Raw genomic sequence first — 21910 nt, 5'->3', positions numbered from 1 at the left:
CTACCGCGCTCCAAGAGGCACCTCCCTACGAACAAGCAATAGAGTAATATCGTCCGGCAGCGCAGCAGGCATTGCAAGCCCAAGTTTTTGCAGCGCATCGCCAATATCAGGCTCGTGTTCTCCGAAAAGCGTAAGCAATTTCTGCTGCTTTTCTTCGATGCTCCCCTCTTTCATAAACTCGAGAATCCCATCCGAGATAATCAAGAGCGATCCGCCCTCCGGCAGTACGGTACCTGCTTCGATAAAATCAGGAGCGGAAAAAAGCCCCACAGGTGTTCCACTTTCTTCCAAGGTCTCCTGCCTGCCCCCTGCAATCCTCATCGGATAGGGAAACTGTCCGCAATTACAGTAGTCGATCCGTCCGGAATTCGTATCAAGCACTCCGAGGAAAATCGTTAAATACTTACCAAGGTTTTCGCGTAAAAGCTCCGAATTTATCCTGGAAGCAAGATCGAGCGGACGAAGAACGAGATCAACACCCTCTTCTTTATAAAGTTCAAGATACGTGTCCATAAAATTCTTCAGCAAAACCGTAACAATAGCCGACCCGATGCCATGTCCTGAAACATCGGCAATGTAAAATCCGATATGTTGATCATCTATTTCATAGTAATCAAGGAAATCGCCGCTGAGAGACATCGAGGAAAAAAGCCGACTTGAAAAGGTATAGTCACCGAAACGACGGTCCTGGTCCGGTAAAAGTCGTTGCTGCATTCTGCCACCTGCCGCGTGGTCGCTTTCGAGCTTTGCGATATAGGAACGAAGCTTCAAGTTTGCATCATTCAGTGCACGGGTACGATCTGCAACCTTCTGTTCCAGCTCCCTGTTCAAATCCGCAATGGTCAGCAAATCGGCATAACTTCGAATCGCCGCGATCACCGAGGTGATCAGCTTTTGCGAGGTAAGATCAACCTTTTCTTTGTAGTCATTAATATCATAATCAATAACAACTCGGGCTTCGGGGGCCTGACCGGGCTGACCGGTACGAAGGATGACACGCATGAGCTTATCATGGAGCTTATCTCTTACGGCCCTGACAAATGTCAGACCGGCATCATCCCTCTCCAGGACGACATCAACAAGAGCGACGGCAATATCCCGCTGCCGCTCGCAAATATCGAATGCTTCTTCTGCAGTATGCGCACTTATCAGTTCCAGGGGCTTATCCCTAAATTCAAGCCCTTTCAAAACCATCCTGGTGACGATATGAACCTCTTCCTCATCATCAACAATGAGAATTTTCCAAGGGCTCTTCGAATTTCCGCTCATATCACTAATGCTCCGTGGATGCCAGCGCCAAATTTAACACCCGACTCAATTCAAGAATCGAATACGGCTTGTATAAAAGATAAAAAACTCCTACCGCCTTTGCCGAACTGATACTCTCTTCATCTACGTGCCCTGTGGAAATGATCACAGGAAGCAAAGGGAAGGTTCTCCGAAAATAGCGGAAAAGCGCAACCCCATCCATATCCGGCATTTGAAGATCGATAATAACCGCAGAGGCCTCTTTACCCTGCTTTTTTTCGACATAATCGATCAAATCTCTGCCTGTGTCGAATACCTCCGCATCATAACCACACGCAATGATCATTTTCCGTGCAACTTTCCGTAAGATAAGCTCATCATCGCAGAGAAGAATCAAACGCCTTTTGTCGGTGCCAATGCCCTCGACTTGTGCCACAGTTCCAGAATAGGAAGGAGGCGCAAGGAAGTCAACAGGGTGTTTGTAGTCTACCGGTAGGAATGGAGTCCGCTGGCGAGAAAATTAACTCCAAGAAAAGTAAAAAGCGTAAGTGCAAAACCGAGAACCAAAACAGCCATGGGAAAAGCTCCCCGACGCTTTTTTCCCAGCCGAACATGAAGATACAGGGTGTAGACAAGCCAGGTTACCAAGGCCCAAATCTCTTTGGGATCCCACCCCCAGAATCGCCCCCAGGCATACTGAGCCCAGATGGCTCCGAACAGAAGTGCTCCCAAAGTATAAACGGGATAACCGAGAGCAACAGCAGCCGAGGCAACAGCCTCAGCCCTATTCTTCGTTTCCGGTTGCCTCGCAAGAAACCAGGTGATTGCTGCAGCAAAGGAGACGGTAAAGGCGGCTTCACCGAGAAAACTGAAGGAAACATGCAGTACGAGCCAACCGGACCGAAGAGCCGGGACCGGATAGGAAAGAGATGAAGGGGCAAGAGGGCTGGAGGCAAGAGCAAGAAGTATCGCAGCCACCAAGAAGCCCCATAGCCTGATCATCCGAGATGCCTGCTCTCCCTTTCTAATCATACAGAGAGTCAAGCCGCCGACAGCCCCAGAGAAAAAGGTCAAACCCTCATACATACCGGTCAACGCAGGAAAACCGATGGAAAATGAACGCCAAAGAAGGAGGATGAAAAGCCAAATCACGGCTATGGCTGCAAGAATACGAGCGATCAGATCGCAAAAAGAAGTAGCGCGTTTTGTAAAAAGGGAGCAAGCAGATACAGCCGTTGCCGCAAGAAACAAGAAGAAAGAGAGGGTAGCGTTCATGATGCCTCCAGAAGCGATCGCAATTTCGGAACATAGGTCATACCCAGCCCTATTACCATAAAAGCAATGGAGACAAAGACAAGGGGAGAAGATGGATCTTTTACCGCAAGGAGAACACTCACAACACCTTGTTCACGTTCCTGCCAAGAGGACTGGTATACCAAATAGGGACCAACGTGGGCCGGATGATTAACCCGCACCTCCGCATGTTTTATCTCTCCTTCTTGGGAAGATACGGCAAGCACCGAAACCCATTCTTTCGGTGCCCCGTTTTCATAATGTTCAATTCGAAATTCCTCGAGAACGACCACATACGTCTCATCGAGGCGAGCCGCCTCACCGGGCGAAAGAGCAACCTGCCCTTCCCAACGACCGAATAACGAAATCAACCCTGATATGATCATCAGAATAAGCGCAATATGGACCAGATCCGGACCGATATGCCACACCTGCCGCCCCGAAATCTCTCGGTACAAACGGTATGCCGTACACGAAATTAAATTCAGAGCGAACAATCCAAGGGGAAACAAAAAGAAGGGAGAGCGAAACGCCTCGGATCCTTTTCCTGTAATGCCGGAAACAGCAGCATAAAGGGCAAGGAAGATAATAAGGATGAGAGCGAGTTTCATGGAGCGCAAAAATTTTTTAATAGCTAAGAAAGTCAATTGACGCTTCCTTCGACGAATTGTCCTCAATGGCAGCAAGGACCTTATTGGGAAGGCAGGCGGTCCATTCACCGGGATTCTCAAGCCACCCATAGGCAACACATATCTTATCTCGACACGGAGAATCGACAAATCTGGCCCGCCCGTCACGTATCTCTATGGTAGTTATGCCCAGGGGGCCTTTTACCTCAAGGATGCGGTCCTGGTCGAGGGGATAGACAAAGGTACGCCCCTCACTCTGAACAAGCAGACGAGCAGCACTCCCCCTGCCTCCGTACACCTCAATGGAAATCAAAACGATAACAAGTACCGCTATAATGATAATGACCGCGTCCAAAGGACGCGGCCACCGTTTCAGCCGGGTGGTATTCATACCACGACTCTACCACAAATCAGAGAGCTTTCTCCAGAATGCGGTTGAGATGCCTTACAAATTCTGCAGGTTTTTTTAATTCTACCCCTTCGATCAACAACGCCTGATCAAGCAAGAGCTGGGCAACATCATCGATCAGAGCGTCATCACCGGAGGATTCAAGCCCTTTTACTATGGGATGGGTCGGGTTTACCTCAAGAATGGGTTTGAACTCGGGCATGTTTTTTTGTCCCATCGCCTTGAGCATCTGCTGAAGCTGGGCCGTGGGATCATCCTCGTCGGCCACGATACAGGAGGGACTGTCGGAAAGACGGGTAGAGGCGACAACATCCTTAACGCGATCACCAAGGGCCTTTTTCAGTTTCTCCATCAAGGGCTTTGCCGATTCTTCAGTTTTCTTATCGTCGTCACTTTTCAGGTCGTCTGCAGCACCTGTGCGATTAACAGCCTTTAATTCCACATCGTTAAACTTACCGATGGAAGGTACCACGATCTCATCAATCTCATCATTCATGACGAGAACCTCGACACCCTTCCCCTTATAGGCCTCAAGAAGCGGGCTGTTGCGAAGGGTTTCTTCATCACCTCCGGTAATATAATAGATCGCCTTCTGATCCTCTTTCATGCGCTCTTTGTATGCGGCAAGACTGGTAAAGCCTTCTTGCGATGTTGACTTAAAGCGAACAAGTTCCAACAGAAGATCCCGGTTAGCGAAATCAGAATAGAGCCCCTCTTTCAAGGGCCTGTTATACTCGGTAATAAACTCGTTGTATGTTTCAGGATTGTTCTCGGCCAGGCTTTTAAATTCGCCCAAAACTTTCTTAACCGATGCGGTCCTGATACTGTTCAGAACCCTGTTTTGCTGAAGAATTTCCCGGCTTACATTCAAGGGCAGATCCTCGGAATCGATCACACCGCGGAGGAAGCGGAGATAGGTAGGCATCAACTCCTTTTCATCATCGGTAATGAAGACCCGCTTCACATAGAGTTTTACACCGGGACGGTAATCGGCCTGATAAAGATCAAAGGGGGCATGCTTGGGAACAAAAAACAGGGTCGTGTACTCAAGGGTTCCTTCCGCTTTCGTATGAATATAGAGAAGCGGCTCCTCGCTGTCGTGGCCGATACTTTTGTAGAACTCGTGATAATCTTCATCGGTAAGCTCATTTTTGGGACGCTTCCAGAGTGCCGCGGCACTATTGATCTGCTCCCGTTTATGTTCGATCTCTCCAGTCTCTTTACCTTTATCGTCGTATTTCTTCTGGTCGTAGCTAAGAAAAATCGGAAAAGGAATATGGTTGGAATACTTCTTCACCAGTTGATCAATCTCCCAACGACTGGCGTATTCCGCACCTTCGTCGTTCAGGAAAAGCGTAATAGTTGTCCCGGGCTCCTCACGCTGTCCCTCTTCAATGGTAAAATTGCTTTTCCCATCGCTTTTCCACAGCCATGCCTGTTCTTCTCCTGCCTTCCGCGTCAGAACTTCCACCCTGTCGGCGACCATGAAGCAGCTGTAAAAGCCGACTCCGAATTGACCGATTAGGTTTGCATCCTTTTTCGCATCCCCTGACAGCTGATCGATAAAGGCCTTGGTTCCGGATCGAGCAATGGTACCAAGCTGGTTGGTGAGATCTTCTTTATTCATACCAATTCCGTCATCGGATATGGTAATAGTTTTGGAAGGGCTCTCCCGGAAGGAAATATCGATTTTTGGGTCAAAGGCAATTTCCTTATAGGCGTCATCCGTAAGGGTGAGGTATTTCAGCTTATCCAGCGCATCGGAAGCATTGGATACCAACTCCCGCAAAAATATCTCCTTATGTGAGTAGAGAGAGTGGATGATGAGGTGAAGAAGCTGGGACACCTCAGTCTTAAATGTGTGCTTTGACATAAACAGATCTCCTGAATTCAGTTTTTTCTTGAGGTTGAAGAAAATATACTGATAATCCTCTTCGATCGGCAAATTCCGAGATTGGATTGTTCGGAAAAAAACTGCTATGATAATAAAACTCTATGGTCGTTCCACTATTCACATTAATAGTACTCATTTTTTTGTCCGCGGTCTTTTCTTCCACGGAAACAGCCTTTACCAGTTTGTCGATTGTGCAGCTCCAAATTCTGTCCAGCAGACAGGGAAAAACGGGAAAACTGGTTGCACACCTATCGAAACGACCGGATACGCTGCTGACAACCATTCTTTTCGGTAATAATTTGGTAAATATAGCAGCTTCGGCATTGGCCACTCAGCTCACCATCAAAACCTTCGGCAGTGCCGCCGTCGGTATTATGACAGGGGTCCTTACCCTCGTCATTCTTATCTTTGCCGAAGTCACCCCAAAACAGATAGCAATTATCCACAATGAACGGATATGCCTCGCCATGGCTTATCCGATCCGCATACTTTCCATCATCCTGCTGCCCTTCATTGCAATGATCGGTACCATCAGCATGGCTATTACCAAGCTGTTCACACCGAAAGAGCGCAGTTCAAAGATCAGCCTGGAGGGAATACTTCACATGGTAAGTCTTGCGGAACACGAGGGAGTGGTTGAGGATTACGAGACAAGGATGGTCCGTGGAGTCTTCCGTTTCAACGATATCACCGTCGGTTCGATTATGACTCACAGAACGGACCTCTTTCTTGTTGACCAGGAAGCAACGATAGAGGTTCTGCTCCCCAAGATCATCGAGAACGGCTTCAGTAGAATCCCAGTCTACCAGGAAGATCCTGAACATATAGTCGGAATCCTTTTATACCGGAACATCATGGAGGCTCTGGCGGAAGGAGCAGATAAAGCACGAAAGCGTAAGGCAAAAGAGTTGATGGTGGAGCCGATCTTTGTTTTTGAGAACAGAAAGGTAAGTGAGCTCTTTTTCCAATTCAAAAAAGAAAAGCTGAATCTTGCGGTAGTCATGGATGAATACGGAGGTTTGGCAGGAGTGGTCACGCTTGAAGATATTGCCGAGGAACTTTTTGGCGAACTCTACGATGAAAACGAGATAAAGGGGTTTGAGAAGATTACTCAAATCGAACCGGGACGTTTCAGAATCATGGGAGACACCAGCCTTCTGCAAGTAACCGACCGTTTTGAAGTGGTCTTGCCTCACAGCAAGTATGTCCAGACTATTGCGGGATTTTTGACCGAATACCTTGGAATAATTCCGGAAAAGGGGCAGCGGATAGATACCGGAGCAGGGTGTTTTACCATCGAAAGTCGTAGCGGTAACAGAATCGAGTCGCTTATATTCGAACCGGCCGACAAGGAAGAAGAATAGGTCCGTAAGCATAGGCTCATTGACGCACACCGATCGTGACGATATCATGACGATTATGAGCAAATATCCCTTCGCAGATATCGAGAAAAAATGGCAGGATTACTGGGAACGTAACAAGAGTTTTCACGTTGTTGAAGATCCTGCGATCCCGCCGGAAAAGCGGGTTTATGTCCTTGATATGTTTCCCTATCCCTCCAGTCAAGGGCTTCATGTCGGCCATCCGGAAGGCTATACCGCCACCGACATATATTGCAGATACTTGAGGATGAACGGCTACAACGTCCTACACCCTATGGGTTTCGACTCTTTTGGTCTACCGGCGGAAAACTATGCCATCAAGACGGGTACGCACCCGAAGGCTACCACCGAATCAAATATCGATATGTTCCGCTCCCAGATTAAACGGCTGGGTTTTTCTTACGACTGGGATCGGGAAATATCAACCCATAAAATCGAGTACTACCGCTGGACCCAGTGGATATTTCTTCAGCTCTTCAAAAAAGGACTGGCGTACGAATCGCAAACACCTATCAACTGGTGCCCATCCTGTAAGACAGGGCTTGCCAACGAAGAGGTAAAAGAGGGGAAATGCGAGCGTTGCGGTGCTCAGGTGACAAGAAAGAATATTCGACAGTGGATTCTAAAGATCACCACCTATGCCGATCAGCTTCTTGAGGGCTTAGAGGACCTCAACTGGTCGGAAGCGATCAAAACGATGCAACGAAACTGGATCGGTCGCAGTGAAGGGGCCGATGTGGTCTTCACTGTCGAAGGTACCGAGGATGAAATAACGGTCTACACGACCCGTCCCGACACCCTGTTCGGAGCAACCTATATGGTGCTTGCCCCCGAACATCCGCTGGTTGCCAAAATCACTACAGAGGGGCAGAAGGCTGCGGTACAAGCATACCTGGATGAAGCGGCGAAGAAATCGGATCTTGAAAGAACCGATCTTGCAAAAGATAAAACCGGTGTTTTTTCCGGCGCCTATGCCGTCAATCCTGTCAACGGAGAAAAAATTCCGGTATGGATTGCGGACTACGTTCTGATATCATACGGTTCCGGTGCCATTATGGCGGTCCCGGCCCATGATCAGCGAGACTGGGAGTTTGCAAAAAAGTTCGATATCCCGATTATTCGCGTTCTTGAAGGCGGCGATATCGAGTCCGAAGCCTATACAGGCGACGGTGTTCATGTTAATTCCGGCTTTCTCGACGGCCTTGGTAAGGAAGAAGCCATTGCCAAGATGCTCGACTGGCTCGAAGAACGAAAGCTGGGCAAACGTTCTATCAACTACAAGCTCAGAGACTGGATCTTCAGCCGTCAGCGCTACTGGGGTGAGCCGATTCCCATCGTACACTGTGAAAAGTGCGGTGTCGTTCCACTGGCGGAAGAAGATCTGCCTCTGACTCTTCCAGAAGTCGAAAGTTATGCGCCGACAGGAACCGGAGAATCGCCCCTTGCTGCCATTAATGAATGGGTCAATACGACCTGTCCGAAATGCGGGGGACCGGCAAAGCGGGAAACAAACACCATGCCCCAGTGGGCCGGTAGCTGCTGGTACTATCTTCGCTATCTTGATCCACATAACGATAAAAAATTTGCTTCACGGGACAAGATCGATTATTGGATGCCGGTTGACCTCTACGTCGGAGGTGCCGAACATGCGGTACTGCACCTTCTCTACAGCCGTTTCTGGCACAAGGTGTTGCATGAAATCGGCGCCGTTAATACCACCGAACCCTTTCAGCGCCTGGTCAATCAGGGCATGATCCTGGGAGAAGGTGGCGTCAAGATGTCCAAGAGCCTCGGTAATGTCATTAATCCCGATGATATTATCAAGGAGTACGGTGCCGATTCGATGCGGGTCTATGAGATGTTCATGGGACCGCTGCAGGTTTCAAAGCCGTGGTCGACCAACGGATTAGCAGGTGTCCACCGCTTTCTCGACCGAGTCTGGCGCCTTGGGGAACGGGATGTGATCGATGGCCCTGCCCCTGATGATCAGAAAAAGATACTTCATCAGACCATCCGTAAGGTAAGTCAGGATACCGCCGCCTTGGAGTTTAATACGGCCATCGCTCAGATGATGATTTTCATCAATGAGATGTTCAAAAGTGAGAAACTGTACCGGGAAATATGGGAGCCCTTTGTGTTGATCATTGCTCCGTATGCTCCCCATCTTGCCGAAGAACTCTGGGATCGTCTCGGTCATAACGAGACGCTGGCCTACGAGCCATGGCCCCAGTGGGACGAAGCATTGTGCCAGGAAAATGAAACCGAAGTTGTTTTTCAGGTAAACGGAAAGGTACGGGCCAAGTGCATGCTTCCCGTCGGTATGGCAAAAGAAGAACTTGAAAAACAGGCCATGGCCAACGAACGGATACAAGAGCTGATCGACGGGAAAAGGGTAATGAAGGTGATTGCCGTTCCCGATAAGCTGGTCAATATCGTTATTGGAAAATAATCACAAAAGCATAGCAGTGCCCCTGCCGAAAACGGCAGGGGCTTTTTTTATTTCGCATCCCCGGATCTTGCTTCAACCCGTTCCAGGGCCCAAAGTGTGTATTTCCTGATTTTCTTGTCAGGATCCTCTTTCAAGGCCTCCAGTATTTCCCTACCGCTTTCGGTCCCAAGCTTTTCAAGGGCCTTTGTTACCATCACGCGAACCTCCTGATCGGGATCGCGTCCGGCAAGAACGATTCCGCGAAAAGCCGCGAGGGTTCCAATCTTGGAAAGGGTTTCGGCAGCCTCCCTACGCACCCGAGGATCCCGATGGTTTAGTTTCCTAATCGCATGCTCGACATAGCCTGTTGCCTCAAGAACCTCGGTTATGAGAGGAGTTAAAGAGCCGATCTCCTCGGAAAGCAGGGCCAGCAATGGTCCTTCAGCCTCTTTCCCCATCCGTCCGAAGGCAACAGTGATACGCTCCCGCAGCTCGGGTCCGGCGTCCTTCATTTTCTCGATAAGTTGTTTAACCTGTTTTTTCTCCCGCAACTTCGAAAGGGCCTCAATCAGGGGATCGGCCAAATCATCGGAAGGATCTTTGAGAAATTTTACAAGAATATCCACGGCCCTCTGACCGGTAGATTGGGAGAGACCTTTGATTGCAGCAAGTTTTACCGATTCAACCTCGTTTTCATCGGCTATAAGATCTTCAAAATTTCCAAGCATTGAGTCACTGGCTTTGGAACCAAGAGCCCTTGCAGCTTCCATCCGCACCCGTTCAACGGGATCCCTAAGAAGATCGAAGGAAGATTTTATCGACTTCTGGTCGCCGTACTCAAGCAGCGCCCATACGGCAGCCCGTCTGACCTCGGGATCGGCATCTCCCACAGCATCACGAATCGGTATCAGAAAATCCTTTACTCCTGTGGCTGGGATTGCAGAGATGAGTGCGGCACGAACCTTACCATCATCTTTTTCCAGTGTGTCGAGAACACGCTGCTGGAATAATGTACCGGCATACTCTTTCAGATGGAGGGAAAAATCTCGTGCCTCATCAAAAGGAAGCACGGGCATCTGTTCAAGAAGAAACTGCATGCAATACGGCACCTTCAGTTTGCCAAGCAATACCAGAGCGGAGATTCGAACGGCATGGACATACCCTTCTCTACCGCTTTTCAGGATATCCATCAGGCGATCAAGGTACAGGGATGGAGAATAACGCAGGAAAGCATCATGGAGAGCATTTCTATTTTTTTCATCACACAAATTTTCCTCAAGAATCTTGAGTAATTCGGGAAGAACGAGATGAGGGAAACCCGGCGGCAAAGCATCAAGTATTAATATAGCCCCGGCATCCGAGAGTCGACACCGACGATCCAGCTCTTCCACCACCATAGAAACGGAAGATTCGGTCCCTCGCTCCCACACCGCGGTAAGGGAGGAAGAAAAGAGCCGAAACAGATCAGGATCGTCCGCACGAAAAACCCCATTCTCTTCACGGATTGCTCCAACAAGAGGAAATACCTTTCGAAGCAGATCGGCGATCAAACCGCGATCCCCCGAATCTTGCAGAAGATCGGCAGCAATCTGAAGCGACACCCTGCTCTCAGAGGAGGGCAAGCTATTAAGGAAGCCGACGACATTCACTTCGACGGCATTACCGAGAAGCATTTCCACCCGTTTCAGCCCCTCGACATCCTCTCCATCGGCCTCGGTAAAAAGAGCATCCAAACTCCCTGATTCCTGGAGGAACTGGGCCGCGGCAAAGCGAATCTCCAAATCCTTATGCTCCAGCAGCGCAAAGGCTTTTTTTCGATCTTCGGCAGATGAAAGATCGAATTGTTCGACCACATGAAGTACGGCAGCGGGCGAGAGGTCGGAAAAATCGATAACATAACGATCAGGAAACGACGAAAGGAGTCGTTTTTTCGCCTCACTGCGAACCTCAAACGCCGTATCATCGGTAAGAAAAACAATCAGACGATTATAGAATTCATCTTTCTCCTGATCATCCTTGGGCTGAAATTCCGCAATGAGGGTTCGCCGGATAAGCGGATGGGGATCGTGAAACAGCTCAATAAGCGCACGGCGGGAGCGTTCCTCATCATCGGCAAGCAAGGTCTTTACCGCCATATAGCGGGCCGGCCATTCCGGATCACCAGTCATCTCCCGGATGCGGTCAAGCTGCTGGGAAAAGAAGCGAAAGGCCTCTGTTCCATCGAAGGATTCGCCCCTGCCTGTGAGGGCAATTCGCCTAAATACAAAAAGATCATCGCTGGCCTCAATCCAGGCTCGTAACACTGTGGCGATTTTCTCATTACCGAGCGCAGCCAAAAAAACGGAAAACAGTCCCGTATCCGGGGCCTCTTCCAAAATCCAAAGAGCCGTTTTTTTGGCCGGACGACGAAGAAATGAATCGATTCTTTCCTTAACACTTTTTTCCGCTGATCTTCTTTTCATCGCCAGAAATATCACGACAATGCAAACGATAACCGCGAGAACAGCCGCAGCAATCGTCCAGACAGGAAAATTTCCGACTCTGATCGATAGAAAATCACTGTTCATATTCGCTCCTTTAGCTTACCTGCTTCAGAACATTGAAAATATGGATAGGTTTCTCTTTTCCCTTAACCTTGACAGGCTCTAACTCCTTAAGTTTAAAACGCTCTCCTATAAGGGATCTGGTATCTTCGGTGATGATGACCTCACCCTTTCCCGCAACCCCTTCCAATCGCGCAGCAACATTGACGGTATCACCGATAACCGAATAATCCATTCTCCGGCTGCTGCCGAGGTTACCGGCGACAAGCCTGCCGGTATGCATGCCGATACCAATAGAAAGCTTCGAAGCGGCACCGGTAAAAAAGGTACGCTTTTTGGACTTGACCAGTTCCTGAATTTCCACTGCACAGGAAACGGCGGAAATTGCATCCTGTTCATCGGAATATACGGGGACACCCCAGGCAGCCATAATACAATCACCTATGAATTTATCGATGTAGCCCCGATGTTTGATCACCACCTCTACCGCTTGGCTGAAGTACTCATTTAAGACTTCGATGATATATTCAGGCTCTTTTGATTCGGAAAAGGAGGTATAACCACGTATATCGGCAAAAAATACGGTCGCGATTTTCTTTGCTCCTCCCGGTCGGACAAGCTCGGGATGTTCGGTTAGGGCCTGAACAATATCCCTGGAAAGATAGCGACTGAACATGTTTTTAATGACGCGTCGCTCTTCCACCGCAACCTTCATATCGTCTTGAAGTTTTCGTTCCCTGCTCTGATCGGTAAACAACAAGGTCAGCCCCTCTTTTCGGCCGCGCTTGCCTCGTAACGGAGCAATGGTAAGGGCAAAGTCGATATCCTCTTTCCGACCATCGCCCATGATGATCCCCTTTGCAATTCCCTGAATCCCCGGCCGTTCCTTCCCGTCCCGATCCGATTCGGCGATGGCACTCAACACAGCCTTACTCAGATTGGAAGAAAAGAGATCTCGTACACTTTTCCCATAGGCACTCTCATCCAGGCCGAATCGCTCGACAGCGGCCCGGTTGAAATAGTGAATGGCACCGCTTTCATCGGTAGTGATTAGAAGATCGGTCATCGAAGAAAAGATGCTTTCCTGATATCGCTCAAGGGCTTCGGTATACTTCAGCTGTCGATCAAGTTCCCGATAGAGCAAGGAACTGTGAAGCATTCCACCCGCAAGCGTGGAAAGAGAATCAAGAAACAAAAAACGATCCTGCATGTAGTGTCGGGGATGAATGGAATTAAGATAGAGAAGCGCAAGCTTCGATCGTGGGGTAAAGAGCGGCAAAATAATACCGCTACGCATATCCGGATGAAGAAAGGCATCTGAAAAGAAGGGGCGATCTCTATCATGAAGAATCAGACTCTCGCCGCATTCTTCAACGAAGGCAACACTTTCACTAGTACGATCGATACTATTCGGAATTTCATAATCCCCCCGCTGATATACATTGCGCAACAATGCAGAAGGATTCTCCGGATCGGAATAGGCAAAAAGGGCCGCAACGGATGAGCGGGAGACATCAATCGCCTGCTCGACTAGAATAGAGATCTGACTGGTATAGCGGGTCTCGTCCGAAAGACGGGAACCGGCACGGACCAGCTCACCAAAAACGTGGGATTTCGTCATGGTATTATTGTAAGCGAAGAGTTTTCCCTATACAAGTTAAGAATCGCTTCGTAATCGAAACATCGCCATGCTAAAACGAAAGACTCGGGAGCAAGCCTCGAATACTGTCTTTGATGAACTCAATGAACGCAAACAAGGAAGGAGTGGTATTACATTTCAACCAAGCAATATAGATATCCGTATAGGTTTCTTTTCTGTCATAGTCGATATAGACGATTTTCGACTGATCAGGTTCTCTGAACGACCTCGGCATAGGAACTATGGCCATGCCCGACGAAACCATGGCCATACAGTTTTCAAATTTTTTTACTAATGTAACTTTGCTCATATCAACGCCGCTCCGGAACAACCGTTCATGGACCCCGTGCATACTTTTGGCACCCACATGCTGGTCAACCATAACGATCTGCTCCCCTTTGATATCCTCTTCCGTCAATTTTGTCTTTCTTGCTAGAGGGTGGGATGTATGCATGGCAAAACAGGTATAATCCCGGTATAAATAAAAACTTTCGATTTGGTTATTATGCACGATCTCGGCTCCTTCGACAAAGGCCACATCAAACTGCCTTGTGATCAAGCCGTTGGGCATCTCTCCCCAGTTTTCAACGGATAGCTCCAGTTGGAAATCCTCATTTTCTTTCTGAAATTTCTGAATTATCGGCAGGAGAAAGGCCCAGTTTGGGGGACCATGATAGCAAATAGAAAGGTGATTATTTTCTCTATTTGCAATTCGCCTGGTTTGGGCCAACACCGCTTCGTATTTCTCAATTAACTCAAGAAATTCCTGCTTCAGAAATTCTCCGGCAGGAGTCAGCATAACATTCCGTTTGTTCCTTACAAACAACTGGACGCCGATTTCATTTTCAAGTCCCTGAATCTGCTGGCTCATGGAAGACTGGGTAATACACTGTTTTTCCGCTGCACGGGTAAAATTCATAAGTTCCGCCAGACTTAAAAAACAGCGTATACGGTGTATATCCATGACTTTTTCCTTTTCCACATTACATAAAACCGTAAATTTTTATACCAAGCCTGCTCCTAAGTCAAGAGGAATGGACCGCCGATGTAAATAATCGGTAATTCCGATAGTGTCAGCAAAATAATTAATTTCTTATCTTTCAGAAAGTGGTGTATATATACCAATATTAGTTAAATTTTTATTGATAACAAAAATGCTGAGAACATTGGAGGAGTAACGTATCGTATGAAAAGTAGTTCAAAAAAGATCGTGGTCTCGCTTCTTATCCTGCTGACGATGCTGTCCTGTTCGAAGACGGAGAACGTCGCAACCTTGAATCATCCGGATTTACATGCCGATCTTGTCGTTGTAGGAGCCGGCGGAGCCGGATTGTCGGCAGCAATTCAGGCTCGACAACTGGGTTTGGATGTAGTTCTCTTGGAAAAAAACGGTTATCCAGGCGGAAGTACGATCATGGCAGAAGGGATGTTTGCCGTGGGTTCTCACTTTCAGAAAGAGGCTGGTGTAAAAACAAGCTCGAGAGATGTTCTGAAATCTGTCGAAGAGTACCACCACTGGATACCAGACAGTACTCTTTTAAAGAAATTTTTTGAAAGCTCCGCAGAAACCATCGACTGGCTGGAAAGTCTCGGCGTCAAGTTTACAGGGGTCTCCTTTATGGGGGATTCCGTACAAACCTGGCATCTTTTTAAGGGAAAGGGAGAAGAGTATGTAAGCTCACTGCATAAGGCTGCCATTGAAGCGGGAGTAAACCTGATGCTCGAAACTCCCGGAAAAGAGCTTGTCATGGAAAAAGGAAAGGTCAAAGGCATTATTGCGGAAAAGAAGGACGGTACAAAGCTGAGCATAGAGGCGCCTGCTGTAATCCTTGCTACCGGCGGATATTCAGATAATCCTGAAATGATGAGAAAATATGCCGGTATTAACCCGGAAAACGCCGTTCAAATCGGAATGCCCGGACGTACCGGGGACGGAATCAATATGGGTATCGATGTCGGTGCAGCCACTTCCAATCTCGGGACCGTTGTGTTCTACGGAGGAAATCTGAAAGGGGTTCCCTATGGTACTCATCTGTATACGGCATCGGCCTTTCAGCCTACCATGGTTTGGGTAAATCAGGACGGCGTCCGTTTTGCCGATGAGAGTATTGCCGGCCGTAATTTTTCTTACTCCGGCAATGCCATTAAGAGTCAGGACAAGGTATACAGCATCATGAATAAGGCAAATCTGGACTATCTTGTGGAAAAAGGCTGCATTTTCGGAACCGGTGAATATACCGTGACCGGGACCAAACTGACTGATCTGTATAAAGAGATGAATGAACAGTTGAGCAAATCGGATTCAGGTATTTTTATTGCCGATTCTCTTGAAAAACTGGCTGCTCTGATTCATGTAGATAAAAACGCTCTGCTTACAACCATGAACAATTACAACTCCTATTGTGAAGCAGGAAATGATGAAGAATTCGATAAGGCACCAACGTTTTTGGTATCAATGTCCGAGGGACCATATTATGCCTTTGCCTTGGAGGTAGGATATTTCACTACAGTCGGTGGATTGACTGTGAACAAGGATGCTCAGGTTCTCGATCTGGATGGCAAGGTTATTCCCGGATTGTATGCTGCAGGAAGCGATGCAGGCGGCCTCTATGGCGATTCCTATGATGTCGTGTACTGTGCCGGATCACAGCAGGGCTGGGCTGTAAACTCAGGTCGTTTCGCCGCAAAAGATGCTGCTATATTCTTAGGGAAAGAATAACAAGGTCTTTATAAAACGAACACGGGCTGCTTCATGCTATGCCATGGGTCAGCCCTATTAAAAAAACGAGAGATGCTGCAGCACGTATCGGCTATATGTCTGCCGATATATATTTCGGTGCCGATAGAAAGCACCTAGTGTAATACCCCCCATACACATTCCGATCCGTCGCAATCGATAATAAGTATGCATTCGGGCAGACGAAAGTAATGACGCCCTTTGTAGATATCTTTCAGAATCAGCGTTCCGTCGACAAGAAGGGTTGCAGCAACGCAAGAAGAAGCATCCAAGGGATCAAGAGCAGAATCAATATTGGAAGAAAGGAAAGCAGGAAGATAAAGGATCGTGTCGAAACGGGGCAGAAGGCGAACGGAATATGCGGAAAAACAACGAAAGAGAAGATCACATTGAATCCGTCTGCAATCTATGGCCCGCATCTCTCCGCCCGATACGGCGACCATACGCACATAGAGGCGTTCGATGTTTAGATCTTCGAAATCCTGCCGCCGCTTCCACAAGGTAAGCATGATATCTGCAACCACAGCCCCCTCTCGGCATAAAGAAAGCTCAGGGGATGCATCGGGATTATCATCTCCTGAGAAGCGCCAGAACGGGGGCTCTCCCGAAGGTCCACATCCGCCCCTCCAAAGGATTCCTCCCGCCTCAAGCCATGGCCTGTTGGGTGAACAGGCCCATACGGGCTGCAAAACACCCCTACAGATTGCCAGACGAATAGAGGAGACCCCAGCAGGTACTGCTGCCGAACGAACGATTTCGTTGCAATCGGGGAAGTACACCTCCCATCCCTCTGCATCGGGCAATCGGACAAGCAGGGAAACATCCCCTGAGAAAAACGTACAAGAAGAAAACCCAAGGACAAGAAAAGCGAAAACCAGGAAACGAAGACATCTCATGTACCTTTTACACAGCAGAAAAAGCCCAGGCACTTCAGAAACATGCTAAGAAACAGAAAAGCCAAGCTCCTTTAACTGCCTGTGGTAAATATCACGAATATCTTTCAGTATCTTTTGGTACGCCTCACTCCTAAAATCGGGATAGGTCCAGGGAAGGGCCTGATATGATCCTGCCCGGAAAAAAAGGGTTACTTCTGCATAGATGCCTTCGGAAAGGGGGATTCTGTGCCCAGGACCTTTTGTAGAAGCAAGAATAAGCCGCCCCAAACCAAGAAGCCCGGGATCAAGGTTTATGCGACGGTGGCCAGCCTCGCCCCACACCCCTTCAAGTTTGTTGGATCTCCTTTTTACAGAAGCAAGGCGTTGCGGATCGATCGGCTCACGAAAGGCATAAAACCTGCGGAAGATCGGTGTCCCCATCTCGTTGTCATAGTAGGTGGTATAGGTAAAAGGAAGCTCTTCGCTACTGTAGTCGATAGCACCGAACTCCTCTCTTAATTGCGGCTCAACCCGAACAAAACGGTCGGGCAACGAAGAAAGTACCCCGATAATAAGCTTCTCGGGCATAAAATCTGTAATAGTTCCCACGATAGCCCCCAAACAGCTTGTTGCTGATTTTTCTATTTTACGTGATAATAGTAACCCTATGGAAGGGACAGACGGTTTTCTTGAACAGCTGGAAGAGGCAATTCTCTCTTACCGCAACCATCTTGAAGGAAATGAGCTTCCGAAGCTGAAAGATGCGTCACGTAGCTATTACGCCTCCTTTCAAGCTTTCTACAATGTCATGCTGCGTAAGAGTCTTGTACATGAGGACCCTTACAAGCACGACATGAAAATTTCCGAGGTCGAGGCCCCGGAGAGCGGCCCCATCATCGAAAGCGAAAAGGCCGACCGCATGAGCCAGCGCCTTTCCATGTTCGACAGCCAGCTTGATTTTCTCAATCACTACTACCAGTTTAGTGCCGACTTTCTGACCATGCCACGCATCAAACGAATTAAAGAGTTGATCACCTATATCCATTGGGAAAGCCTTGCCGAAAGCTCATCGAATATGACCACACGAATTATCGCCGAACTTTTGGGCAGGATGAGGCAGGGAAGCGACCCCATAAGCAGCGGTGTGATCAACGATTCGGTGCTGCAGATGGCGAAAGCGACAAAGCAAATTCTCACCGTTCTAAAAAAGACAACGATATATCAGAGGGAGCGCTACAAGCTTGAACTCCGCAGGAATCTGCTTGCCACCATGGAACTCAAGACCGAGGCAATTCGGGAACGCAGGGAAGAGGTTATCAAAGCAATTAAGCGTAAATTTCCCCAGGTTCTAGGTGATACCCCTTATTTTCCAGAGTTGGTGGAAGAAATTCTCGACGAAGATGCTGCCTATGATTTTGAGAAAAGAAGAAAGGAGCTGATCGACAAGCTTCAGATCCGCCGGGAAAAACAGCACAACAAGGCACAGCAATCCTTCAAACCCCACCTCCTCGACGGTTGCCGCATCCTTTCAACCGCTTCGACGCCTGTGGAGCAGGCCGTCCGCAAACTCAACCATAATGCCATGATTCTGGCAGAGCAGCCAGTTACCATGGGAGAACGATTCAAACGATGGGTTCGCAGTCTGGTAATGAAAGAGGACGAGAAACGAATCTATGAGATAGAGCTGTTCGACCAAAATACGGGAACCTCGCGAACCGTCAAACTCGATTTTGACCTTTTTGTGGAAGAGACACAGAAACTTGCGCGAATGCTTGCGGTTATGGGAAATAAAATGGGGCCGACCTACAAACGTCTCGAAGGCTTTTCCGAAGAAAAGCTCTTCGAGTTTTTAAGCAGCAAGATCGATGAGATCATTAAACTGAACAACAAGCTGCCGGCTCTGGATACCTACTTCAAAAGTGAGGTCCCCCGACTCCAGCGGCAAATGATTCGCGGCATCAAACTTGAGATCACCGCCATCAAAAACAGCGTGGTGAAAGCTAATCAAAAACGCCACGAATATGTCAGCCAAAAAGAAGAGATAGAACAGCTCAAGAAATTGGGTGTCCAGCCCGATCTCGAATAAGGTCCTATCTCGATTCGTACACTCCGAGAAATCGCAGGTCATCGCTTACCGGCTCCAACGCCGTGAGGCTCTTTTTCAGAACCTCTTCATCTGTGACCTCAAGCGCAACAAAAAAACGATACTGCCACGGTTTCCCCTCGATGGGACGGCTTTCAAGTTTTTTCATGTTCAGACCATTATCGGCAAAGACCTTGAGACAAGCAAAGAGGGCTCCTGGCTGATCCGGGGTTGCAAAAGAAACAGCAGCCATATTTACCCTCTCCCGGAGAGCGGTAATGGGATCATCGCTCCTCGTAACAACGAAAAAGCGGGTGTAGTTTCTCGGATTCGTCTCGATCCCCTTCTGAAGGATCTCCATGTTGTAGGTCTTTGCTGCCTCTTCCCCTGCAATAGCCGCACACTGCGGATCATTCATTTGAGAAACCGTGGCCACAGCCCCGGCGGTATCATAGAAAGGAACCCGCTCCATCTCAGGATGCCTGTCAAAAAATGCCGAACATTGGGCAAGCCCCTGGGGATGACTAAAGACCTTACGAACTTCGGCGATATCCGCTCCTTTTTGCCCAATAAGGTTATGGATGATCCGGACCTTCTGTTCCCCAACAATGGTGATATCGGGATACTGCTGCAGAAGATCGATATTTTCGTAGATGGTACCGGCCAGGCTATTCTCAATCGGTACCACACCGAAACGAACCTGCCCACTTAAAACCGTTTCGAAAACCGATCTGAAAGAGGGGCAAGGAAGCGTGGATGCCTCTTCCCCAAAATAACGCACAATGGCCCGTTCGCTGTAGGCCCCATGCATTCCCTGAAAAGCGATCTTTCCGGAAGATTTTCCGTTTACGGAAACAGTCGGCGATGCAATCGAGACCGGAACCCGTTCTATTTCCCGTTCGATGACAGGACTCAGGGCCTGGAGATCACGCATCAGTTTTTCAAATTGATCAGGAAGAAGGGACTGCGGGCCGTCGGAGAGGGCCTGTTCAGGATGGGGATGGACCTCGACCATGAGGCCGTCCGCCCCTGCTGCAACTGCGGCCAGAGCCATGGGATGGACCTTTTCCCTGAGTCCCGTGCCATGACTGGGATCGACCAGCACCGGCAGATGGCTCAATTTCTTAACCACGGGAATAGCAGAGAGGTCAAGGGTGTTTCTGGTATAGGTCTCAAACGTCCTGATTCCCCGTTCACATAGAATCACATTATCGCTGCCGTGAGCCATAAGGTACTCCGCCGCCATCAGCCATTCCTCAATGGTAGCGGAAAGCCCCCGCTTCAGGATAACAGGCTTTCCCAGAGACCCAACCCGTTTCAGGAGCTCAAAATTCTGCATATTTCTGGCTCCGATCTGAAAAACATCGACATAATCGTTCATCAGGTCGGCGTAGTCGGTTCCCACAATCTCGGTCACGATCGGAAGGTCGTACTTTTCCCCCGCTTCCTTAAGGAGTTTCAACCCCTCTTCTCCAAGGCCCTGAAAGGAGTAGGGACTGGTTCGAGGTTTAAATGCCCCGCCGCGAAGCAAGACAGCCCCGCCTTCACGGACCGCCTGGGCGGCTTCCATAATCTGTTCACGAGACTCCACGGCACAAGGTCCGGCAATAACGACGACACGGTTACCGCCGATCCTGACCCGGCCTACCGGGACAATGGTATCCTGCTTTTTCAACTCACGACTTGCAAGTTTGTATGGTTTGCTTATCGGAATGACCCGGTCAACCCCAGGCAGCAGTTCGACTTCACGTTGATCGATCCGAGCTTTTCCAACAGCACCGAGGATAGTTTCCTCTTCACCGACGATCTCCCTCACCGAAAACCCTTTCCGGGAGAGAAACTGCCGGGCATGTTCTTTATTTTCGGGAGATATATTTTGTTTCAGTACAACAATCATAAAGAAACGCTATTTACTTCCCTTCCCTCTGTCAAGTACATAACGAACCTTCCCCGCCTCTTTCACGGCACTCTTTTCCCGGAGATGGAGATGTGCAAAGCGCTCATTGAGTTCTTCCTGATAATCAAGGATCCTTGATATGTAATCCAAGGTCATCTTCGGGGTTCCCTTGCCAGTGACCCTGCTTCTCCCGGCATTATACATGGCAAGAGCGACCACTCGATTTTCTCCGACATCCAGGCAGTAGCGTAAATAGTGTAAGCCTTCCTTGGCATTTGTCACCGGATCAAAAAACTGCTCTTCGGAAAGGTTGGGAAAACTACGACTATTCAGTTGGAATAATCCTCTGTCGACGGAACCGGAATTACGGTTTACGGCATCGGTTCGATAGCGGCTTTCCACCCATGCAAGGGCAAAGGCAAGGGTGGGGGGAATGTCGTTCTCCTCAGCCTCCTGTAAGACGATATCGGCGATACGCTGAGAACCGGTTTCTGCGGTAAAGAAATCCTTCACTTGCTGATGAAACATCGGATTACCGTAAAGTGCAAGAACAATATCATCATCCGCCGCCACATCTATGGAATAAGACATCTCATCCGCAGCACCGGAAACAGCTTCCACATCAACAAGATCGGCAACCGGCTCCGGCGGCATCTCATTTCTGGAAACAATATGAGCACAGGTAAGGGTAATCGGTACCATCAGTAGAAAAAATGGAAACGTTCTGATGGTGGGCCTCCTTAAATCAATCTTCAAAGGTAACAAAAATATGTACCCGAAACTGATGAAAAGCGGTGGAAAATCTGTGCTGTTCGGGATTTTCGGGCTCCATTTATAGCGATAGAATGAGGAA

17 protein-coding genes are annotated in these 21910 nt (G+C 48.6%); 4 read left to right on the top strand and 13 right to left on the bottom strand.

Annotated features, from left to right (window positions below; translation table 11 throughout):
- The 6 genes from SPIRS_RS01465 to htpG are packed head-to-tail and all read right to left on the bottom strand — an operon-like array spanning position 1 to position 5452.
- Complete coding sequence (locus SPIRS_RS01465) at positions 1-1269, bottom strand: PP2C family protein-serine/threonine phosphatase (protein WP_013252910.1); 1269 nt, start codon at positions 1267-1269, stop codon at positions 1-3.
- 4 nt (positions 1270-1273) lie between these two features.
- A complete protein-coding gene (locus SPIRS_RS01460) occupies positions 1274-1684 on the bottom strand; it encodes a response regulator (RefSeq protein WP_013252909.1) in 411 nt (136 codons plus the stop codon).
- A gap of 50 nt (positions 1685-1734) precedes the next feature.
- Positions 1735-2523: a cytochrome c biogenesis protein CcsA gene (ccsA, locus tag SPIRS_RS01455; RefSeq protein ID WP_013252908.1), complete on the bottom strand. Its 789-nt coding sequence runs from the start codon at positions 2521-2523 to the stop codon at positions 1735-1737.
- Positions 2520-3188 (bottom strand): cytochrome c biogenesis protein ResB, encoded by a 669-nt coding sequence (locus tag SPIRS_RS01450; protein WP_041865942.1) that lies wholly within the window; start codon positions 3186-3188, stop codon positions 2520-2522. Before SPIRS_RS01450 ends, ccsA begins: the two co-directional genes overlap by 4 nt.
- On the bottom strand, positions 3169-3561 hold the full coding sequence (locus SPIRS_RS01445) for a NusG domain II-containing protein (RefSeq protein ID WP_013252906.1): 393 nt from the start codon (positions 3559-3561) through the stop codon (positions 3169-3171). Before SPIRS_RS01445 ends, SPIRS_RS01450 begins: the two co-directional genes overlap by 20 nt.
- Before the next feature lie 19 nt (positions 3562-3580).
- Positions 3581-5452, bottom strand: a complete 1872-nt coding sequence (gene htpG / locus SPIRS_RS01440) for a molecular chaperone HtpG (RefSeq protein WP_013252905.1) — start codon at positions 5450-5452, stop codon at positions 3581-3583.
- Between the two features lie 122 nt (positions 5453-5574).
- Between htpG and SPIRS_RS01435 the strand changes: the two genes are divergently transcribed.
- Entirely contained in the window at positions 5575-6837 is a 1263-nt protein-coding gene (locus tag SPIRS_RS01435; RefSeq protein WP_013252904.1) for a hemolysin family protein, read from the top strand.
- A 55-nt stretch (positions 6838-6892) separates the two neighbouring features.
- Positions 6893-9304 carry a leucine--tRNA ligase gene (leuS, locus tag SPIRS_RS01430; protein WP_041866181.1) on the top strand — a complete coding sequence of 804 codons (2412 nt, stop codon included), beginning with the start codon at positions 6893-6895 and terminating at the stop codon, positions 9302-9304.
- Between the two features lie 47 nt (positions 9305-9351).
- On the opposite strand, the gene SPIRS_RS01425 is transcribed toward leuS, so the two are convergent.
- The 3 genes from SPIRS_RS01425 to SPIRS_RS01415 all read right to left on the bottom strand — a co-directional run bounded on the left by SPIRS_RS01425 (position 9352) and on the right by SPIRS_RS01415 (position 14429).
- Positions 9352-11850 carry a HEAT repeat domain-containing protein gene (locus SPIRS_RS01425; protein WP_013252902.1) on the bottom strand — a complete coding sequence of 833 codons (2499 nt, stop codon included), beginning with the start codon at positions 11848-11850 and terminating at the stop codon, positions 9352-9354.
- A gap of 10 nt (positions 11851-11860) precedes the next feature.
- The gene (locus SPIRS_RS01420; RefSeq protein WP_013252901.1) at positions 11861-13447 is read right to left on the bottom strand and encodes an adenylate/guanylate cyclase domain-containing protein; all 1587 of its coding nucleotides are present in this window, start codon (positions 13445-13447) and stop codon (positions 11861-11863) included.
- 70 nt (positions 13448-13517) lie between these two features.
- Positions 13518-14429: a LysR family transcriptional regulator gene (locus SPIRS_RS01415; RefSeq protein WP_013252900.1), complete on the bottom strand. Its 912-nt coding sequence runs from the start codon at positions 14427-14429 to the stop codon at positions 13518-13520.
- A gap of 222 nt (positions 14430-14651) precedes the next feature.
- Between SPIRS_RS01415 and SPIRS_RS01410 the strand changes: the two genes are divergently transcribed.
- Complete coding sequence (locus SPIRS_RS01410; protein ID WP_013252899.1) at positions 14652-16184, top strand: FAD-dependent oxidoreductase; 1533 nt, start codon at positions 14652-14654, stop codon at positions 16182-16184.
- Between the two features lie 134 nt (positions 16185-16318).
- Here the strand turns inward: SPIRS_RS01410 and SPIRS_RS01405 are convergent, their stop codons facing one another.
- Both SPIRS_RS01405 and SPIRS_RS01400 read right to left on the bottom strand, forming a co-directional pair.
- Positions 16319-17098, bottom strand: a complete 780-nt coding sequence (locus SPIRS_RS01405; RefSeq protein WP_013252898.1) for a hypothetical protein — start codon at positions 17096-17098, stop codon at positions 16319-16321.
- A 45-nt stretch (positions 17099-17143) separates the two neighbouring features.
- The gene (locus tag SPIRS_RS01400) at positions 17144-17686 is read right to left on the bottom strand and encodes a DUF4416 family protein (protein WP_013252897.1); all 543 of its coding nucleotides are present in this window, start codon (positions 17684-17686) and stop codon (positions 17144-17146) included.
- 58 nt (positions 17687-17744) lie between these two features.
- Here SPIRS_RS01400 and SPIRS_RS01395 point away from each other — a divergent pair, with 58 nt between their 5' ends.
- Positions 17745-19163: a hypothetical protein gene (locus tag SPIRS_RS01395; RefSeq protein WP_013252896.1), complete on the top strand. Its 1419-nt coding sequence runs from the start codon at positions 17745-17747 to the stop codon at positions 19161-19163.
- Positions 19164-19167: 4 nt separating this feature from the next.
- On the opposite strand, the gene aroF is transcribed toward SPIRS_RS01395, so the two are convergent.
- Together aroF and SPIRS_RS01385 are read right to left on the bottom strand one after the other, a co-directional pair.
- Positions 19168-21057 carry a 3-deoxy-7-phosphoheptulonate synthase gene (gene aroF, locus SPIRS_RS01390; RefSeq protein ID WP_013252895.1) on the bottom strand — a complete coding sequence of 630 codons (1890 nt, stop codon included), beginning with the start codon at positions 21055-21057 and terminating at the stop codon, positions 19168-19170.
- 9 nt (positions 21058-21066) lie between these two features.
- Positions 21067-21759: a transglycosylase SLT domain-containing protein gene (locus SPIRS_RS01385; RefSeq protein ID WP_013252894.1), complete on the bottom strand. Its 693-nt coding sequence runs from the start codon at positions 21757-21759 to the stop codon at positions 21067-21069.
- Positions 21760-21910 lie beyond the last annotated feature (151 nt).

Source organism: Sediminispirochaeta smaragdinae DSM 11293, assembly GCF_000143985.1.
GTDB classification, from domain to species: domain Bacteria; phylum Spirochaetota; class Spirochaetia; order DSM-16054; family Sediminispirochaetaceae; genus Sediminispirochaeta; species Sediminispirochaeta smaragdinae.
This window is presented reverse-complemented; position numbering and strand designations above follow the sequence as displayed.